Below are 19,242 nucleotides of genomic sequence, written 5' to 3'. Positions count from 1 at the left end.
TACTGCTTTATTTTGTGTTTTTCATAGATCAATTGCAGTTTTTAAGTTTACAGGAATTCCGGCTGTTTTTTGCTTAATTCAACAATGCCATAATCGATCCAGCGCCTCTGGAACTCATCGGCCGGCAATGGCATCGAAAGATAATATCCTTGAATCTCATCGCAGCCGTATGATTGCAAAAGTGCCAACTGGGCTTCGGTTTCAACGCCTTCGGCGACAACCTTCATGCTTAAAACCTGGCCCAGGGACACGATGGTCTTGATAAATGCGGCTTCGTTCGAGGCCGGATCATCGTTATAAGCCGAGATGAACGATCGGTCGATTTTAAGAGTCTGTATGGGTAGTTTTTGCAAATAGGATAAAGACGAATAACCTGTGCCGAAGTCGTCCATAGCGATGTGAATACCGCGTGCCTGGATTTGCTGCAAACGTTCGGTTGCTTTCTCGATGTCGTGCATGACCAAGCCTTCGGTCACTTCCAATTCAATCCATTCGGGATTCGTATGCGTTTCCTCAAGAATGCGGTCTAGAATCGCTATAAAGTCATCGGCCAGCAGTTGCAGAGGCGAAAGATTGATTGCAATTCGAAAACCTTCCTGCTGATCGGCCCACTCATTGGCTTGCAAACAGGCCGTCTTCAGTATCCATTTACCTAATGGAATGATTAAAGCCGTTTCCTCGGCGATAGGGATAAAGCGGTCCGGCGGTATAATGCCGAAGCCGGGACGCCTCCAGCGAACCAGCGCTTCGGCGCCGGTTATTCGGCTTAAAGCGCTATCGGCTTTAGGTTGGTAATAAAGCTGGAATTCGTCCTGTTCTATGGCCAGCCGCAATGCGTTTTCCAGCGATAGTCTCTGGTGCGCCGCCTCGTTCATGCCAGCCTCGAAGTATTGAAACATGCCCCGGCCTTTTGCTTTTGCCGCATACATAGCGGTATCCGCATGCTTGGTCAGGGTGTCGAAGTCATTGCCGTCGTCGGGAAAAATGGCAATGCCGATGCTGACGCCGACGAAAACGGTGTAGTCCTTAATTTGCACCGGTTTGGTCATCGCAGCGACCAGTTTCCGGGCCAGTTCGGTGGCATCGGTGATGCCGATTAAACCGGGCAGGATAATGGTAAACTCGTCTCCTCCCATACGGGCAACTGTGTCGGTTTTGCGTAAGCAGTTTTGAATACGCATTGCGATGATTTTCAATAAATTGTCGCCGGCCCAATGACCGAGCGAGTCGTTAACGTTCTTGAAATGATCCAAATCAAGAAAAAACAATGCAATACGGGCATTATTGCGTTGTGCCAAACAAATTTCATGCTCAAATCTATCCTTGAACAGAAACCGGTTAGGAAGGTTGGTAAGCACATCGTAGTACGCCAACTGTTTGAGTTCATGTTCCGTTTGTTTCTGGTGGCTGATGTCCGTGGAGATCGCCACATAATGCGTTAGCTGGCCCAACTTGTCAGTGACGGCGTTGATGCTGAGTAGCATTGGGCAAAACTCGCCATTTTTCCGACGATCCCAGATTTCTCCTTTCCATTCCCCGTCGTTCAACAACGATTGCCATAAATGCTTGTAAAACGACCGATCGTGCAGTTTCGATTTCAGCATACGGGGATTTTGGCCCAGCACTTCGGAGCGCTCGTAGCCGGTGATTGCGCAGAATGCCGCATTGACTTCCAGGATAGTGCCCTGCGGATCGGTGATAAAAATCGCTTCGCTACTATTGTTAAAGACTTTGGCGCTTAGTCTCAACCGGGTTTCCCGATTTTTCAACTCGGTGATGTTCAAAGCAGTTACGACTGCGCCTTCCAGCTTTCCCTGTTTCGAATGCAGCAAACTGCCCTTCAGCCAATAAATGGCTTTGGAACTGTCCGGATTTTTACCTAACAGCTCATGCTCACCGGTGTAGTAGCCTTTAAGCCGGACCGTTTCCAACAGCACGGAACTGATCAGCCAGGGCAACGCCGGCAAATGCCCGGCAAGATACTGTCGTTCTGCGGGAATCAGTAAATCGTCGATACCGGTTCCCAGTAATTCTGTCTCGGTGAATCCGAGTTCCCGTTCAACTCCCGTATTCAGTCGCTGAATCCGGCCTTCGGTATCAATGACGAACAGGAGATCGTCCATGGTATCCATAACGCGGTCGACGAAACGGTTGAGGTCTTGCTGCTGATTCGCTTTATGCTGGAGCTTGACCTTTTGCTGTTCGGATTCGCTGAGCATGGCATCCATGCTTTGGGTGATGACGAGGATTTGCCTTTCCTGTTTCAGGTTGGCTAAGCGTAGTTTATCGATCTCTTCCTGTAATCTAAGCATTGTTTCGGAATCTCCGCTGCCGGAAATATTTTCAGCGGCTTCCAATTGGCAGGTTTCGTTTAAGGATGCCAGAAATTGCCCCTCGTATTCTTTGATACGGAATTCGGCAATTTTCAAATCTATGCATCGGCCATGCGCCGGACAAACAAGGCTTCCGTTGGACAGCGGGCAATATGTCAGATCGTAACCTTCATGAGGACAAAAAGCGGGAACAGCTTTAAATTCGCCTTGAATATTGAAAATCAGAATATCGATAGGACGATGCGTCCCCGGTAATTGCAACCGGCCTTTCCAGCGCGGCGGATCGACGAAGTCGAAAAATATGACCGATTCAACAATGACATCGTGAAAACTTGAACGTTGACGACTCATGCCAACACAAGGTTTTGTATTAAATGGACGGTTTTGAGTACGGCCTGTTCGGTCTTATCGGACAGGCCGGGACAAAAGGCGGCCACGGCAGCGATTTCGACACCCACGATCAGAATATCCGGCAGCGGATTCCTGATGATTTTGAGAGCTTCCAGCAAATACGGAATTCCCAGGCCATGACCGGTGAGCTGCTCGGGTCTGTCGGCCAAATCTTCGGGTCTCAACACGAAAATCTGACCGACATTCCCGAAATTAGCCAGAGCATCGACCAGAATCGCTTGACTGCAATTTTCAAGAAACCGGAGCGCATTGAGTCCGGCGATGCCCGCATTGAATATCTCGACATTTTTCGGCCAGGTCAACTGACAAAGCTGTGCGTAGATGCGGATACCGAAGCCGTCATCTCCGTGCAGTTCGTTACCGAAACAAACAATGTGCTGCATACCCATAACTTAGGGCCATACAGTCATGCGTTTGCCCGTGTCGAGTACATGCACGGTACAGACCAGACAAGGATCATGGGAGCGGATAATATGACCGATCTCTACCGGATCGTCTGGATTGTCGACAGTCAGGCCAATCAAACTGCTCTCCCAATGCCCGTGCCGGCCTTCGCTGTCTTTGGGCGATGCGTTCCAGGCAGTTGGCGTAACGACTTGATAGCGACTAATCACGCCGTCGGTGATTTGCACCCAGTGGCCCAGCGCGCCGCGCGCCGCCGTTACCAGTCCAAAACCTTCCCCGTCGGGGATTTCCAACTGGCCGGGAGGAATCATATGCGGGTCGTTAGGATGTGCGGCCAGCTCATGCAGGATTTCGCGCATTTCATGCAACAGCCGGGCGGTACGGCGCAAGCGGGCGAACTGACGCAGCCACGCATTGCCGCCCTCAGCCAGATATAACGAACGGATCAACGGCTCGCCGTCGATTAACGCGTCAGCCAAAGGACCGGTTTGCACGACTTTATCTTGATAGCGCGGGGCCTTGCACCAGGTATAGCGGTCGGAATGGGGTTGATAATCCGGGATGGTTTGCCCCTGAAACGGATGACGGCCGCCCGTGTATGGCTGAAACCAGGAATAGCGCACATGTTCGGTAATTTCGGCTTGCTCGAAAGGCTCGATGTCGCCGGTATCGCCATTGAAAAAACCGGAGCGAAACAGATGCTTGCGTTGCGGCGGAAAAGTCCCGGCATCGTCCGGGTCGTCGTAAGCGCCGTAACTGATCATATGAGGCGTGCCGAAACCCACTTGATATAAGCCGATTTCGCGACTCATCAGTGTGAACAGCCCGATAGCGCTGTCGGCGTGCGCATCCTTCGCTGCCAGCCAGGTGAAGAATTCGTCGGCGGATTCTAGGGCCAGCCAGGAATCCAGGTCTGTACCTATAATGTTTTGTTCGAACCAGCGGGTCAGTTTGTTAAGGATGGACAGACTGTCGATAACATGGCGGCTACTCGCAGGCGACGTCACACCGCCCGGCAACATATAGGATGAGTGCGGCCACTGACCACCAAACAGCGCAATAATTTCGACGGCATGACGCGAATGTTCGAGAGCGCCGCGGTGAACCCAGCCTTTGAACGGCAGAAAAGCAGTGCGCGCTTTTTGATAAAACGACCGTTGCTCGTATTTGGGGTGGCAAAAGTCGGCGGTGAAGAACAAAAAAGATTGCCGCAGGTCGCTTTGCACTGTCTCTGCCATCAAACACAGGTTGCGGATACGAATGGCTGCCGGCGGTACAGGAACGCTCCCGACATTTTCCAATGCCAGCACCGCAGCATTTAATTGCGCGGTGCCGCAGATGCCGCAGATACGTGGCGTGATGACCAACGAATCTTTGGGCTTGCGGCTTATCAGGATTTGTTCGAACCCTCTATACATTGAGCCGATACAGCGGGCATCGACGACTTTGTTGTCTTCCAGTTCCAGCTGAAAATCGAGATCGCCTTCGACCCGGTTAAGGTCTATTTGGATGATTCTTCTGGACATCGGTTAAGGGTCCATGGTCTTGTTCAGCACCCGCTCAGGGGCTGCTTCGTGGGCCAGGCTTTTGTAAGCCATATAATTGGCCCGCTCTACGCCCAGCGGCAGATGTACCGGAATAGTACCGATTTTTTCGGTGAGAAACAGGTCCTGATCTTGGGGAAAGTCCGGGGACGTGCAGCCGAAACACGGCACGCCTGCACGCGTCTTGCTGCTGCGGCCATTCCAGAGTTCGGTATTGCAGATGGCTACCGTGACCGGCCCTTGGCAGCCCAGGTTAAAGAACATGCACGCTTTGCCGCCGAATGCGGTTTCTTCGACATTGTACTCATGATATTCGTTACGGGTGCAGCCCTGATGCACTGTAGTATTGAAAAAGGCTTTGGGGCGGTTGATATGATCGAGTTCTACCGGAAGCCCGGATGCCAGCATGGCCAGCGTTTTGGTCATCGCATTGGGATGAGCCGGACAGCCTGAAAGATTAATAACCGGCAAGCCTTTACGCGAGCGCCATTCGATCGGTAATAACCCGCCGGGAGATTGTTTATCGAATTGTAAGCCCAAACAGTCGGTAGGATTGGGCGGCGCGGCATGGACACCGCCGTATGACGCGCAGGTGCCCAGAGCGACTACGTATTCAGCCTTTTCGACCAGTTGACTGATCAGGCTCATTTTGGAACGCCCCCGATAAGGATCATACATGCCTGAACCGTTGGGCCCGGTGATGATGCTGCCTTCAATGCAAAAAATGTCGAGTGCTTGCCGATCCGCGAGGATCGCCTCGATCAAAGTATCCAGCTTGCTGGTCGGTTCTATGGACAAAGAGGGTTGCCAAAGCATCTCGATGTTGTATTCATCCACGAGTTCTTCCAGAGACGGACTGTCCGCACACAGGATTGACATGGTGTCGCCACCGCAGGAGCCGGTTTGTAGCCAAAGTAATGTCGTCATAAAAGTCTCTGTGATACTCTAAACTGGACGGCCTTGCTGAATAAATACTCTTAAGGCCGGGGCATTTCGGAGCGTAGCGACGCGGGAAGTTATGTTTTTACTCTATCTCGTTAATTGCCGTCAAATCCGTTTGTTCAGCTTAACCCAAGCCGATTTGTCATTGTAGCATAGTCTTATTTGCCCCCCATCCGCTGCCGGCACCGAATAAATTCAACAAACTGCTGTGCCCAAAATCTTTGGATCGATTGCTTCTATAACACGCTATGCCAGAACGGTAATGTAATCAGGCTGATTACCGTTGTCACCGTTACCGCCATCGCATACAGCGAACTATCGAGCCGATAGCGATCACAAAAAACGATTCCGAGAACCATACACGGCATCGCCAGATCAAGCACCGCCGCTGCCCGGTATTGGCCGACTATAGGCAAAAAACCAACCAAAACCATCGCAAACAACGGCATTAACGCCATTTTAATAATTATAACGGGGATAACATATGGAATATTACGGACGGTTACCGCCTTCCAACTTAAGGCAAGTCCCAGAGAAAACAGCATCAACGGTACAACGGCGGCGGATAACTTTTGCAATACGCCGAGCAACCAAACCGGAGCAACGCAGCCGTTAATATTAAGCATAACCGCGATAACCGCGGCCCAGAACGGCGGTGCATTGAAAAACAACCATAGTGTCCGCGGCTTTTCCACGCTATCTTCGCCGTAATACCGCGCTATCACGACACCCACGGTAAACAGCAGCGGCGTGGCTGCAAATAAATCCATCTGTATGACCACTGACCTGGCCCAACTGCCAAAGGTTTGCTCTAAAACCGGCAGACCCAGATAAGTTACATTGGGAAATGCGGCAGCCAGTATCATCGCTCCCATACGCCTATCTTCAAATTTGAACAGTGATCCAACCATCCACAGGCAAAGTATCGCAAAAACAATACTGCCCATGCCCAGCAACGCATACTGGAACGAATGCAAACCTATATCCGCAGACCATAAAACCTCAAGAACCATAGCCGGCAGCAGCAAATAATAGACTACAGTGGTCAAAACCTGCCGCGTTTGATCGGCCGACAAACCTCCCGGTTTTGCAAAACGCCATCCGGCGCCGCATACCATTAGCAAGGTCATTTGTATCAATGTTGAATTCATAATCGAGGACTATTGTAGCGATAGTGAATTTTAACATTCACCGTTAAAACAAGTTCCGGTAATATATATCGTCTTATTATTCGGGGAGTGTTTAAGTGCGTTTATTTTCAAGATATTGCCAGATCGGTGTTTTTTTATTAATAGCCAGCCCTTTTGCAATTGCGGAAACTGACGTCATCTCACCTAATGAGGCCGCAACAATGCGCGTCAAGAACCACGCGGTTATTGTGGATGTGCGTGAAAATGACGACTGGAATGAACACCAAATTCACGGAGCCATTCATATTCCGCTATCCCAATTGAATGCTCGGCTAGCGGAACTTGAACCTTATAAAAACCACCCGGTCATCACCCAATGCCAAGCCGGCCTACGTTCCGCACAAGCCCAGCTGATATTAAAGGCGGCGGGATTTTCCAAGGTTTATTTAATGAACGGCGGAATACAGGCTTGGCACAGCCAAGGCTTTGTGACCGAATAAACCGTAGCCCATCAATCGCGAACAACGATGGGCGCCGTGCCTCAGCTCATTCTATAGATTTTTTATTTTTTACCTTATGTCTACTATGCCTCAATCATTTATCTCAACCAAACCCATCCCCGTCCGCGAACGCTTAATCATGGCATTGGATGTCCCCAGCATTCCCGAGGCGCAAGCTTTGGTGGAAGAACTCGGCGACTCGGTGATCTTTTACAAAGTCGGTATGGAACTGTTTATGTCGGGCGACTATTTCGGCTTTATCGAATGGTTAAAACAGCAAAATAAGAAAATCTTTGTCGACCTGAAGTTTTTCGATGTGCCTGCCACCGTGGGCCGGGCTATTAAAGCTTTGAGCAGCAAAGGCGTCGATCTTGCCACCATTCACGGCAACGATGCGATTATGGAGGCCGCCGCCAAGGAAAAAGGCGACCTTAAAGTATTGGCCGTGACCGCGTTAACCAGTTTGGATCGAGGCGACCTTGATGATTTAGGCTTTGCCTGCGATGTGCGCGAGTTGGTTTTGTCCCGCGCCAAACGCGCCTTGCAAATCGGCTGCGACGGCATTGTTTCATCCGGCCTTGAAGTTGCGATGCTGAGGGAAGAGCTGGACCATAAGCTGTTGGTCATCACCCCGGGTATCAGGCCTGTCGATAATCGCGAAGAGGACGATCAAAAACGCGTGGTCAGTGTGGAAACGGCTTTCCAGAACGGCGCCGATTATATCGTCGTCGGCAGACCGATCCGCGATGCAGAAAATCCTAAAGCGATGGCTGAGAAGATTCAGGGGCAGATTCTTGCACAATTTCAACCTGTTCAATAAGTTCGACTCAAAAGGGGCAGCCGTCCCTTGACACCTTTTTTAATATAATCCTGCGACTATGGAATTTGATCTCGCTTTTACCACCTCATATCTGGTCGCTTTTACGATGGGATTGTTCAGTAGCATGCACTGTATCGGCATGTGCGGTTCCATTATCGGAACCCTGACCTTAAGCCTCAGCCCGGAAATACGGAACCAAAAAAACCGGCTGCTGCCTTTTGTGTTTAATTACAATATCGGACGCATTACCAGTTACACGATAGCCGGCGCATTAGCGGGCGTTATTGAAGCGCTGATTACGATGCCGATGGGTGAAATCAGCGGACATAGACTGCTGCAATTGCTGTCCGCGGCGATCATGACCGGATCCGGGCTCTATATAGCCGGATGGTTCCCCCGCTTTGCCTATATTGAAAAAATCGGCCTGCGTTTCTGGAAAAAGATAGAGCCTTTTGGCCGTAAACTGATTCCTGTAAAAAATCGCACCCAGGCCTATCTTTTCGGCATGGTGTGGGGATGGCTGCCGTGCGGTTTGGTCTATTCGGCTTTGGCGCTCTCCGCAACAGCAGGCAATATCAGCCAAAGCGCACTGACCATGTTGTTTTTCGGATTGGGAACTTTACCTGCGGTTATGGGAGTCGGTATAATGACCGGCATTCTAACCAGGTTATCCAGAATGCAGCGTTTCAAACAGGCTATCGGCCTGTTTATGATTGCGCTGGCTCTACTGGCCGCACTGCCTTGGCTTAACCCCATGGCAATTACAACACACATGGCATTACATTAAGAGGTATCTATGGATCATTTTAACACGATCATCGGTCAATCTCCTGCATTGGATTCCTTAATCCGTAGCGCCAAAATTGTTGCCGCTACCGATGTTACTGTATTGCTTAAGGGTGAAACGGGCACCGGCAAAGAAGTACTTGCTACAGCGATTCAACAAGCCGGCTCTCGTGTCAACAAGGCTTTTATTACCCTGAATTGCGCAGCATTACCTGAAAGCCTGATCGAATCGGAATTATTCGGTCATAAAAAAGGCTCATTTACCGGAGCGAGCACAGATAAGCAAGGCCTTTTGCAGGCGGCGAACGGCGGCACCCTGTTTCTCGATGAGATTAATTCCTTACCGCTATCGATTCAGGCAAAATTATTACGCTTTCTTGAATCCGGCGAGTGTCTTGCTGTCGGCGAAATCAAACCTTACAAAGTCGATGTTCGCGTTATTTCCGCAACCAACACGGACCTGAACAAGCAGATCGAAAACGGCCAATTCAGATCCGATTTATATTTCCGTTTGAATGTTGTACCTTTGGAATTACCGCCGCTGGCGCAGCGCACTGACGATATCGAATCGCTGATCAAGCACTTCCTGGCCTTATTTGAAAACGCACACGCACTGACCGCGCCCAAATTCAGCAAGGCGGCTTTAAAAACACTGAAAGCTTACCCATGGCCGGGCAATATCCGCGAATTGCGTAATTTATGCGAAAGACTCAGCATTTTATTGGCCGGCAGAGTTATAGAACCGGAAAATCTTCCGCCTGAATTTACCACCAGATACATCAGCAATACGCCTGCCGCAACCGATTTCACATTGCCTGAAAACGGACTGCAACTGGATACGTTAGAGGCTAATTTAATACATCAGGCCCTGAACCGCACTAATGGCAATCGAAGCAAATCTGCAAAACTATTGGGCATTTCCCGCGACACCCTGCTTTATCGTATGCAAAAACACGGCTTTGCGAGCTAATATTCAGCGCCTTCTTACCCACTGAGCGGTAATGTTGTCGCTCTTTCCGTGAGCGCGGAGCACTGCCAGTTGCGCCAATTTGCCAAGCTCATCCTTGCCACCGGCAGGTTGAGCCAATTGCAAAAGCTCGGATTGCTTTACATATTCCCAAAAACCATCAGTGCAAAGCATAAAAGTCTCGCCCTTTTTCATGGCCGGATACAGATTAATCTCCACCTCATGCGCTTTCAGGATGTTGATGGTACGTGTTAACCGATTTTGCTCCGGATGCAGCGCCATCTCCTGTTCGGTAATCTTACCTTCATTCAATAATTGTTGCGGAATGGAATGATCCTGAGTTCGCCACACTATCTGCTGCGGATTCATCCTGTATATCCTCGAATCACCGCAATGCGCAGTCAACACCCGCTGCTCATCCATATAAAGGATTGCGCAGGTCGTATGGGCATCATGACCTGATTTGTCGAAAGCAAACAGACGTTTCATTTCATTGACAGCCGCATCAATCCACATCGAAAAAGTATCGACCGGATTACGCTCCATCTGCTTACCGTAAGCATTTGCAAACCTGAGCAAGCCCTGGCAGAAAAAACGGGACGCTTTTTCTCCGGCATGATGGCCGCCCAAGCCATCGGCAACGACAAATAACGCATAACTATCGTTAACGATATGCGTCATAAAGTCCTGATTAATTTCCCTGTCACCGGTCAAGGTTAACTGATAGAACTCCAGCGCCACTTATTTTCCTTGAGTTAAACGCTCTGCTGCACAAATCCGCCGGGAGCGGATTTGCATTTACCCTAAGGGTGCCGGGCAGGACAGCCCTGCATGAATCTTGCATTACGCATGATCCGCTTCAAATCCTTAACCGACTGGGCCAAACCGGAAAACACCGCCTGAGCGATAATCGAATGACCGATATTAAGCTCCACTATTTCCGGTATCGCGCAGATGGCCTCAACATTATAAAAGTTCAAACCATGCCCGGCATTCACTTGCAACCCGGCGCTATGAGCATAAACAGCAGCCCTATTGATACGCGCCAGTTCTTCGGCTTGCTGTTGCGAATTGTGCGCCTCGGCGTAACAGCCGGTGTGCAACTCGACAACCGGTGCGCCGGCTTTTACCGCCGCATCGATCTGTATCTCATCGGGATCGATAAACAAAGACACTTCAACGCCTGCACCCGCCAATCTATCGCAAGCCCAGTGCAGGCGCTGCAGATTTCCGGCAACATCCAGCCCACCTTCGGTAGTCAATTCTTCGCGTTTTTCCGGCACCAGACAGCAGGCATAGGGCTGCACTTTCACAGCGATATCGACCATCTCATCGGTCACCGCCATTTCCATATTCAGCCGGGTATGAAGCATCTGTTTTAATAAATAGATGTCCCGGTCCTGGATATGCCGCCGGTCTTCCCGCAAATGCGCGGTTATGCCGTCGGCACCGGCCTGCTCTGCAACCAATGCCGCCTGAATCGGTTCAGGATAAAGCGTGCCTCTGGCTTGTCTCAGGGTAGCGACATGATCGATATTCACGCCTAATAGGATATTTGTTTTATTCATTTTTCGCGCTGGACGGAGTCTGTCGCCTCGTCCACTCCGTTTGAGATTGTTGTGGTTGGAGAAAGGTAAAAGATTACGATCTGGATGGTAAGCCCTGTCCGGCGCCGGTATGTTGAATAACTTTATTAATTACCGCTCGGCTTTTAAGTTGCTTGCCCTGCAAATAAACATCAATGACCATCCTCATCAGTGCTTTTGCTTCGCTTAATACGTGCGGATCGGTTAATTCCCTGGAATTTAACGCCTGCAAAGTTCCGCCTGAAAACTGTCCATTCATCGCTTCAACCGCTCCTTGACCTACATTGAAATCGTACTTTTTAAACGATTCAACCGGTTTTTCATTATCATCGTATTCAAACGACAAACCATAACCCGTGCACTCCAGCAGATTAAGCTCAAATTGCCGCAATGCCGCCTCCATGCTCGTCCCACCCGTCAAGCCGGATAAACATTCGCGATAATGTTCAAACACTTCGGGATGAGGATCGTATTTGTGTAAAAAACAACTAACCAGCTCATTGATATAAAAACCGCAATAAAGCGCGAGTCCCTTTATGTCGTTAAACGGCTGAATAATTTCGACATCGGTCAGCGTTTTTAACTCTGCCTTGCCAAAATAGGAAATGAGTAACGGGATAAAGGGTTGCAGCATGCCTGCTGTTTTAGACTTGGTTTTTCTTACGCCTTTGGCCAGCACAGAGATCCGGCCAAAATCCCGGGTTAACGCATCGATAATCAAGCTGGTTTCCCGGTATTTGCGCTGCTGCAAGATAAAGGCAGGCTGCAAGTAAACTGCGGTTTCAGTCATTAAAGCCCAGGCTTTGCAAGGCTCGCTCACTATCCGACCAGCCTTTTTTGACTTTAACCCAAAGCTGCAAATAGACCTTCTGCCCAAGCAGCTTTTCTATATCCACACGGGCATCGGTACCGACCTTCTTCAACATGTCGCCTTCCTTGCCGATGACGATATTCTTTTGGGTCAAGCGTTCAACCCAGATAATCGCGTATATCTTAGTAATGTTGGGCTTTTCTTCGTAGCGCTCAATCTCGACCGTAAGCGCATAGGGCAGCTCATCGCCTAAGCGTCTGGTCAGCTTTTCCCTGACAATTTCAGCCGCCAGAAACCGCTCGGACCGGTCGGTAACCTGGTCCTCGGGATAGATCAAATCACGCTCAGGCAACAGCGCCATGATCAAGCTTTCCAACTGATCAAGATTGATTCTTTTTAACGCGGAAATGGGTACTAAATGCTTGAACGGAAAACGATGCTGGGCTTCGTTAAAGAACGTCAAAATAGCTTCTTTGTCCGCCACCTTATCAACCTTGTTTACAGCAAGGATCACCGGCAAACCGGCCTGTTCCAGTTTTTTGAAAATAGCCTCGTCATATTCATGCCAAGACAAGCCATCGATCAGCCAGACGATCACATCGACGCCCAGCAAAGTCGTTTCTGCGGTCCGGTTTAAATAACGGTTCAGCGCCCGCTTTTCACTGTTATGCATGCCGGGCGTATCCATATAAATAGCCTGCCCCGCTTCAGTGGTGTTAATGCCGAGAATTCGATGCCGCGTAGTTTGCGGCTTACGTGAGGTAATGCTGATTTTCTGCTTTAACAGATGATTCATCAATGTTGACTTGCCAACATTGGGGCGCCCAATCAGGGCGACGAAACCACAATTCATTTAGTTTCCTTATTTAATAATTCGAGCATAAGCTCTGCCGCCGACTGCTCGGCTTTTTTTCTGGAATTTCCAGTACCAATGCAGGACTCTGCTATTAATGATGTCGTACATTTAACTTTGAAAGTTTGTTCATGAGCAAGCCCGGACATGGTCATTAAAGTGTAATCCGGCAGCTCCATTTTTTTGGACTGCATTAACTCCTGTAATTGAGTTTTAGGGTCTTTCTGCCAATTATCCAAAGACAAATTTTTCAGCTTTTCCGCAAATAGCTGCAAGATCCATTGCTGGCACGCATCCATGCCCTGATCGTTGTACAACGCGCCGATAATCGCTTCCACGGCATCTGACAGAATGGAATCTCGACGAAAGCCGCCACTTTTCAACTCTCCCGAACCCAGCAACAAATAATCACCCAACTGATGTTTTCTAGCCAGCTCTGCCAGTGATCCCTGATTGACCAAACTTGCTCTTAACCGGCTTAAAACACCTTCACAGGCACCGGGAAATAACTCATATAACTTCTGTGCGATAACAAAACCTAAAATTGAATCGCCCAGAAACTCCAAGCGTTCATTGTTGTTCGGACTTGCGCTTCGATGCGTTAAAGCTATGGTAAAAAGCTGGGGATTATTAAACGCCAAACCCAGCTTTTTAGATAACTCTTCTGGCTTTTTTATCACTTCTGACCGACCTCGAAAGAGTCGTGAAACTCGGCTAACACACTCAGGTTACTGACCAATTTCACAACAGTTTCATACTCGATATCTACTTTCAGATAGTCGCCATGCCTGATTACTTTAATCTCATCCTGAGTGACGTCGTAGACATAATTGATACTAAAACGCTTAGCCAAACTTTCCCTGATTTCCGCTTCGCTTTTTGTTTGAATATCCGGAGACTCCTTTAACGCTGCCAGAGCGCTCTTTACCTTGCCGTGGTCCAGATAAATGGGAACGATCTTAAGTGTCAATAAAGTAAAAAAACCAATGAGCCCCAGAACAAAAACAAGCGAAATCAATGTCAAACCTTGCTGACGTTTAGGTGATAAATTCATTTTTTCTCCGGATGATTTATAAAAGAAATAAGTATAGTGCAGTTTATTTCAACACTGTGCCAATGCGGTCAAGACCGACACCTTTATTTTGCCAATCCCAACTCATCCAGATAAAAAATGCTTTTCCAACCAGGTTTTCTTCAGGAACCGTACCCCAGTAACGACTATCGTTGCTGTTATCACGGTTATCACCCATCACAAAATAGCTCCCTTTCGGCACGACATACACGCCTTCGGCAGAGGCTGCGCCATTCCTTATCAAAATGCTATGCTCAACGCCGGTCAGATCTTCCAACAAATGCTCATTCCCGGTCATATCCTCGCCTTGACCTACGCCCTGATAGCGCCCCAGAGAAACTTGATTGATCGGAACGCCGTTAATGTGCAGTTTTTTATCGTAATAAGCGACCCGGTCGCCCGGCAAGCCGATCACACGTTTGATGTAATCGACAGTCGGGTCTTTGGGATAACGAAAAACCACAATATCCCCGCGTTTGGGCTCGTTCAACTCAATGATTTTTTTATTGATAACCGGCAAGCGTATGCCGTAGGTGAACTTGTTTACCAGAATAAAATCGCCGATCAGTAAAGTCGGCATCATCGATGCGGAAGGTATGCGAAAAGGCTCGGCTATGAATGAACGCAGAAGCAACACAATCAATACAACCGGAAAAAAAGAACGCGCATACTCTACCAATATGGGTTCATTTTCTTCATCAAAAACCTCCCCTCTTGATTTGAGTACCAGTAAATATCCGCCCCAAATTACACCGGTAATCAGCGTGGCGACGACAAGAAAAAAGGAGAAATCGTAATCCATAGTATATGTCTTCAAAGTGTATGGGCAATCCCTTGTGATTGCCCTGATGAGCCAAAGTCCAAGTTATTCTTTGTTAAGCTGTAAAACGGCCAGGAATGCCTCTTGAGGAATCTCGATATTACCGACCTGCTTCATACGTTTTTTTCCGGCTTTTTGCTTTTCGAGCAGCTTTTTCTTACGGCTGATATCGCCGCCGTAACATTTCGCAATCACATTTTTTCGCATCGCTTTAACGGTGGAGCGGGCAATAACCTTGGAGCCGATGGCTGCCTGTATCGCAACCTCATACATTTGCCGTGGAATCAGGTCTTTCATCTTTTCAACCAGATCCCTGCCCCGGTTATGACTTAGATCCCGATGCACGATAATAGACAGGGCATCCACCTTTTCAGCATTGATTAAAACGTCCAGCTTGACCAGTTCGGCCGGCTGAAAACGCAAAAACTCGTAGTCAAACGATGCAAAGCCCCGACTCACCGATTTTAAACGATCGAAGAAATCCAGCACCACTTCGCTCAACGGCATTTCATAATGCAGCGATACTTGCCTGCCGACATATTGCATGTCTTTCTGCACGCCGCGTTTTTCTATACACAACGTGATCACGCCGCCCAGATAGGCCTGCGGCACCAAGATATTAGCCCGAATAATAGGCTCCCTGATTTCCTTGATGGTTCCCATATCCGGTAATTTAGCCGGATTATCGATCATCAAAACCTGGTCGTTCTGGGTAATGACTTCATAGATAACGGTAGGCGCTGTCGTAATCAGGTCAACATCGTATTCCCTTTCCAAGCGCTCCTGCACGATCTCCATATGCAACATACCGAGAAAACCGCAACGGAAACCAAAACCTAGAGCCTGCGACGTTTCAGGCTCAAAGTGCAAGGAAGCATCATTGAGATTCAACTTGTTGAGCGCCTCGCGCAAATCCTCATAATGATCCGAACTGACGGGATACAAACCGGCAAAAACGCGCGGCTGTACCCGTTGAAATCCGGTGAGCTGTTCGGTTGCCGGGTTATCGGTCCAGGTGATGGTATCCCCTACCGGCGCGCCGAAAATATCTTTAATACCGGCCACGACATAGCCGACTTCGCCGGTATTTAAAATGTCTTTTTCCAGCCGTTTGGGGGTAAAAACACCGACTTTTTCGGCTATAAACGACTTGCCGGTGGACATGATGGTGATCTTTTGCTTTCTGCGGATACTGCCATGCATAATCCTGACCAGCGACACCACGCCCAGATAGCTGTCAAACCAGGAATCGATAATCAACGCCTGTAACGGACCGGCAGTGTTGCCTTCAGGCGGCGGAACTTTAAGCACCAGTTGTTCCAGCACATCCTCAACGCCCAGACCGGTTTTAGCGCTGATCATCAGCGCTTCGTCGGCAGGGATTCCTATCACTTCTTCAATCTCAGCCTGTACCCGCTCGGGTTCCGCTGAAGGCAAATCGATTTTGTTCAGCACCGGCACCACTTCCAGTCCCTGCTCTATCGCCGTATAACAGTTGGCGACGCTTTGCGCCTCAACGCCCTGAGCCGCATCGACAACGAGCAACGCACCTTCGCAAGCCGCTAACGACCTGGAAACTTCATAAGAAAAATCGACATGCCCAGGCGTATCGATGAAATTAAGCTGGTAAGTCTCGCCGTCTTTCGCCTTAAAATCCAGCGTGACGCTCTGAGCCTTAATAGTAATGCCGCGCTCTTTCTCAATATCCATCGAATCAAGCACTTGTGCCGACATTTCCCTGGCGCTTAAACCGCCGCAGATTTGAATAAAACGATCCGCAAGCGTCGATTTACCATGATCGATATGAGCGATAATGGAAAAATTTCTTATATGTTTTAAATCCACTTATATTTCAACTTGTTATGATAGTGTTAATGCATTGCGCCAAATACTAAGTATCAATAAAGACGTGCCCCGCAAAGCTTCCGCCCCTTAATTACCCCCATACAGACAACATCCTCACACTGCTTGCCGTCATGTATTTGCACACCTGTGTTAGCTGGACATTGTAACAGATTTAGACTTACTCAAAGCCTACTTTCATCATCAATCCCAAGGGGATTTGTGCTTGTATGTACAGTGGTACTCTCTTGCTTCAACCTCATGCATATAGATTAAGACTTACTACGACTAAATTAATTTTTTCTTAAATTCGACAACTTCCTAGTATTTGCACTTATGTTTTTTTTCATTTTTTTTACTTAGAATAATTCTAAAGTCATTGGTTTTCATATGATATTCAAAGAGTAATATTTTAAGCATAACGAAATCTAAGGAATTAGCATGTGTGGAATTAATGGTATTGCCGCCCTCTCAAGGCAGACCAAAATTAGTGAGGAGGATGTGCGAAGCATGTTGCCTTTCCTGGCCCATCGAGGTCCGGACGGTAGCGGTGTTTATCTTGATCCCAGCCAACAAGTTGGATTGGGCCATACCCGGCTCAGTATCATCGACCTTGCCGGCGGCGCTCAGCCAATGCACAACGAAGATAAGACGGTATGGGTCACATTCAACGGCGAGATATTCAATTATCTTGAGCTGCGCAAGACTTTACTCAAAGACGGGCACAGCTTCCACACTCACAGTGATACCGAGGTCATCGTTCATGCCTATGAACAATACGGCGACGACTTTGTGCAACACCTGAACGGCCAATTTGCAATCGCGCTTTGGGATAACAGCCGCCGACGTTTGCTGTTAATTCGCGATCGAGTCGGTATTTTACCGCTTTTTTATACGCGCCAAGGCGATAGGTTGCTGTTTGCATCTGAAATCAAAGCCTTATTGCCTCAATTGTCGGAAGCGCCGCGCATTTCCCCGACCGCACTGGACCAGATATTCACCTTCTGGGCGCCGCGCAGCCCTAATACCCTGTTTGAAGATATCTTCGAAGTGCCGCCCGGGCATATATTGGCATTGGAAAACGGCTGCTTGAGCGAATCAATCTATTGGGATTGGCGTTTCCCCGAGCAGGATGACTATCATCACGGTTCGGACGCCGATCTGGCCGAGCAATTGTATGACCTGCTGGCCGATGCAACGTCCATCCGTCTGCGCGCAGATGTACCGGTCGGCGCCTATCTTTCGGGAGGGCTCGATTCCTCAGCATTGGTAGCGTTGATCCGTCGTCACTCAGACGCACCGCTCAAGACCTTCTCTATTGGTTTCGAAGAACAGTCGCTTGACGAATCGGTCTTTCAGAAGCAAATGATCGAACATCTTGGCGTTGAAAACAGCCGAATACTCTGCCAAAACAGCGATATTGCCGAAAACTTTCCCGCCACTATTTTTCACGCCGAAACAGCTATTCTACGCACAGCCCCCACACCGATGAGACAGCTGTCCGGCTTGGTGCGCGCCTCAGGTTACAAGGTAGTTCTGACCGGCGAAGGCGCCGATGAAGCCTTAGGCGGCTATGACCTATTTAAGGAAGACAAAATCCGCCAATTCTGGGCCCGCCACCCTCAGTCCGAATGGCGCCCTCTACTGCTCAAAGCACTGTATCCCTACCTGGAAACCTCCGGCGCCCAGGCTAAGTCTTACTTGCAAAGTTTCTACAGTATCGGCTTGGATAAACCGAACCAGCCGGGATTCAGCCACCTTCCCCGATGGTTCACTACGACCCAATGCAAGGTTTTTTTCTCGGAAGAGCTCAACTCCAGGTTGCGTGAGAATGCTGTCGACCGCCTGACCGAGCAATTACCGATTGGTTTCGACCGCTGGCATTCGTTCAACCGCGCGCAATATCTGGAAGCAAAAACACTGATGGGTGACTATTTATTATGTTCCCAGGGAGACCGTATGCTGATGGCCAACTCAGTGGAAGGGCGTTTCCCGTTTTTGGACCATCGCGTTATTGAGTTCGCCAACCGCCTGAATCCACGTTTGAAGATGCGCGCGCTGAACGAGAAGTACCTCTTTAAGCAAGCCATGAAAAGCCAATTACCCCGGCAAATCCTTGAGCGCCACAAACAACCCTACCGCGCCCCGGACATACCCGCCTTTTTTTCCTCACATCCACCGGCCTATGTGACTGATTTGTTAAGCGAAGAAAAGCTTAAGCGTTACGGATATTTTGACGCTCAAAAAGTCGGTTTTTTACTTAAGAAGGCGAAACGCGGCAGTTCAATTGCCTACAAAGATAACATGGCGCTAGTAGGCGTTCTTTCTACACAGTTGTGTCATTATTTTTTTATTGAACAATTTTCTCAGACTGCCAGCCAATCAGGCAGCTCTTATCTTTCGTTAACCTGACATTAGGC

Annotated in this window: 18 protein-coding genes; 5 read left to right on the top strand and 13 right to left on the bottom strand. The window is 48.9% G+C overall.

Annotated features, from left to right (window positions below; genetic code table 11):
• Window positions 1-47 precede the first annotated feature (47 nt).
• From V7051_RS11345 to V7051_RS11325, 5 genes are all read right to left on the bottom strand, one after another.
• Window positions 48-2,684, bottom strand: coding sequence for an EAL domain-containing protein (locus V7051_RS11345; RefSeq protein ID WP_333875079.1), 2,637 nt, complete (start codon window positions 2,682-2,684; stop codon window positions 48-50).
• Window positions 2,681-3,127 (bottom strand): hydrogenase maturation protease, encoded by a 447-nt coding sequence (locus V7051_RS11340; protein WP_333875078.1) that lies wholly within the window; start codon window positions 3,125-3,127, stop codon window positions 2,681-2,683. The genes V7051_RS11345 and V7051_RS11340 overlap by 4 nt, the downstream gene beginning before the upstream one ends.
• A 9-nt stretch (window positions 3,128-3,136) precedes the next feature.
• Window positions 3,137-4,675 carry a nickel-dependent hydrogenase large subunit gene (locus V7051_RS11335; RefSeq protein WP_333875077.1) on the bottom strand — a complete coding sequence of 513 codons (1,539 nt, stop codon included), beginning with the start codon at window positions 4,673-4,675 and terminating at the stop codon, window positions 3,137-3,139.
• A 3-nt stretch (window positions 4,676-4,678) separates the two neighbouring features.
• Window positions 4,679-5,620: an NADH:ubiquinone oxidoreductase gene (locus tag V7051_RS11330; RefSeq protein WP_333875076.1), complete on the bottom strand. Its 942-nt coding sequence runs from the start codon at window positions 5,618-5,620 to the stop codon at window positions 4,679-4,681.
• A gap of 251 nt (window positions 5,621-5,871) precedes the next feature.
• The gene (locus V7051_RS11325; RefSeq protein ID WP_333875075.1) at window positions 5,872-6,786 is read right to left on the bottom strand and encodes an AEC family transporter; all 915 of its coding nucleotides are present in this window, start codon (window positions 6,784-6,786) and stop codon (window positions 5,872-5,874) included.
• Window positions 6,787-6,881: 95 nt separating this feature from the next.
• Here V7051_RS11325 and V7051_RS11320 point away from each other — a divergent pair, with 95 nt between their 5' ends.
• From V7051_RS11320 to V7051_RS11305, 4 genes are all read left to right on the top strand, one after another.
• Window positions 6,882-7,265, top strand: a complete 384-nt coding sequence (locus V7051_RS11320; protein ID WP_333875074.1) for a rhodanese-like domain-containing protein — start codon at window positions 6,882-6,884, stop codon at window positions 7,263-7,265.
• 85 nt (window positions 7,266-7,350) lie between these two features.
• Window positions 7,351-8,085 carry an orotidine-5'-phosphate decarboxylase gene (pyrF, locus tag V7051_RS11315; RefSeq protein ID WP_333875073.1) on the top strand — a complete coding sequence of 245 codons (735 nt, stop codon included), beginning with the start codon at window positions 7,351-7,353 and terminating at the stop codon, window positions 8,083-8,085.
• A gap of 58 nt (window positions 8,086-8,143) precedes the next feature.
• Window positions 8,144-8,872 carry a sulfite exporter TauE/SafE family protein gene (locus V7051_RS11310; RefSeq protein WP_333875072.1) on the top strand — a complete coding sequence of 243 codons (729 nt, stop codon included), beginning with the start codon at window positions 8,144-8,146 and terminating at the stop codon, window positions 8,870-8,872.
• A gap of 9 nt (window positions 8,873-8,881) precedes the next feature.
• The gene (locus V7051_RS11305; RefSeq protein WP_333875071.1) at window positions 8,882-9,841 is read left to right on the top strand and encodes a sigma-54 interaction domain-containing protein; all 960 of its coding nucleotides are present in this window, start codon (window positions 8,882-8,884) and stop codon (window positions 9,839-9,841) included.
• Window positions 9,842-9,844: 3 nt separating this feature from the next.
• Here V7051_RS11305 and V7051_RS11300 read toward each other — a convergent pair whose 3' ends face one another.
• From V7051_RS11300 to lepA, 8 genes are all read right to left on the bottom strand, one after another.
• The gene (locus V7051_RS11300; RefSeq protein WP_333875070.1) at window positions 9,845-10,579 is read right to left on the bottom strand and encodes a PP2C family protein-serine/threonine phosphatase; all 735 of its coding nucleotides are present in this window, start codon (window positions 10,577-10,579) and stop codon (window positions 9,845-9,847) included.
• Window positions 10,580-10,641: 62 nt separating this feature from the next.
• Complete coding sequence (gene pdxJ, locus V7051_RS11295; RefSeq protein WP_333875069.1) at window positions 10,642-11,406, bottom strand: pyridoxine 5'-phosphate synthase; 765 nt, start codon at window positions 11,404-11,406, stop codon at window positions 10,642-10,644.
• Between the two features lie 73 nt (window positions 11,407-11,479).
• Entirely contained in the window at window positions 11,480-12,214 is a 735-nt protein-coding gene (recO, locus tag V7051_RS11290; RefSeq protein WP_333875068.1) for a DNA repair protein RecO, read from the bottom strand.
• Window positions 12,207-13,088 (bottom strand): GTPase Era, encoded by an 882-nt coding sequence (gene era / locus V7051_RS11285; protein WP_333875067.1) that lies wholly within the window; start codon window positions 13,086-13,088, stop codon window positions 12,207-12,209. The genes recO and era overlap by 8 nt, the downstream gene beginning before the upstream one ends.
• Entirely contained in the window at window positions 13,085-13,768 is a 684-nt protein-coding gene (gene rnc, locus V7051_RS11280) for a ribonuclease III (RefSeq protein WP_333875066.1), read from the bottom strand. The genes era and rnc overlap by 4 nt, the downstream gene beginning before the upstream one ends.
• Complete coding sequence (locus V7051_RS11275; RefSeq protein WP_333875065.1) at window positions 13,765-14,142, bottom strand: DUF4845 domain-containing protein; 378 nt, start codon at window positions 14,140-14,142, stop codon at window positions 13,765-13,767. The genes rnc and V7051_RS11275 overlap by 4 nt, the downstream gene beginning before the upstream one ends.
• 43 nt (window positions 14,143-14,185) lie before the next feature.
• Entirely contained in the window at window positions 14,186-14,962 is a 777-nt protein-coding gene (gene lepB / locus V7051_RS11270; RefSeq protein ID WP_333875064.1) for a signal peptidase I, read from the bottom strand.
• A 63-nt stretch (window positions 14,963-15,025) separates the two neighbouring features.
• Window positions 15,026-16,825, bottom strand: coding sequence for a translation elongation factor 4 (gene lepA / locus V7051_RS11265; RefSeq protein ID WP_333875063.1), 1,800 nt, complete (start codon window positions 16,823-16,825; stop codon window positions 15,026-15,028).
• 438 nt (window positions 16,826-17,263) lie between these two features.
• Here lepA and asnB point away from each other — a divergent pair, with 438 nt between their 5' ends.
• Window positions 17,264-19,234: an asparagine synthase (glutamine-hydrolyzing) gene (gene asnB / locus V7051_RS11260; protein ID WP_333875062.1), complete on the top strand. Its 1,971-nt coding sequence runs from the start codon at window positions 17,264-17,266 to the stop codon at window positions 19,232-19,234.
• Window positions 19,235-19,242 lie beyond the last annotated feature (8 nt).

This window comes from Methylobacter sp., from assembly GCF_036845245.1.
Lineage (GTDB): Bacteria > Pseudomonadota > Gammaproteobacteria > Methylococcales > Methylomonadaceae > Methylobacter_A.
This window is presented reverse-complemented; position numbering and strand designations above follow the sequence as displayed.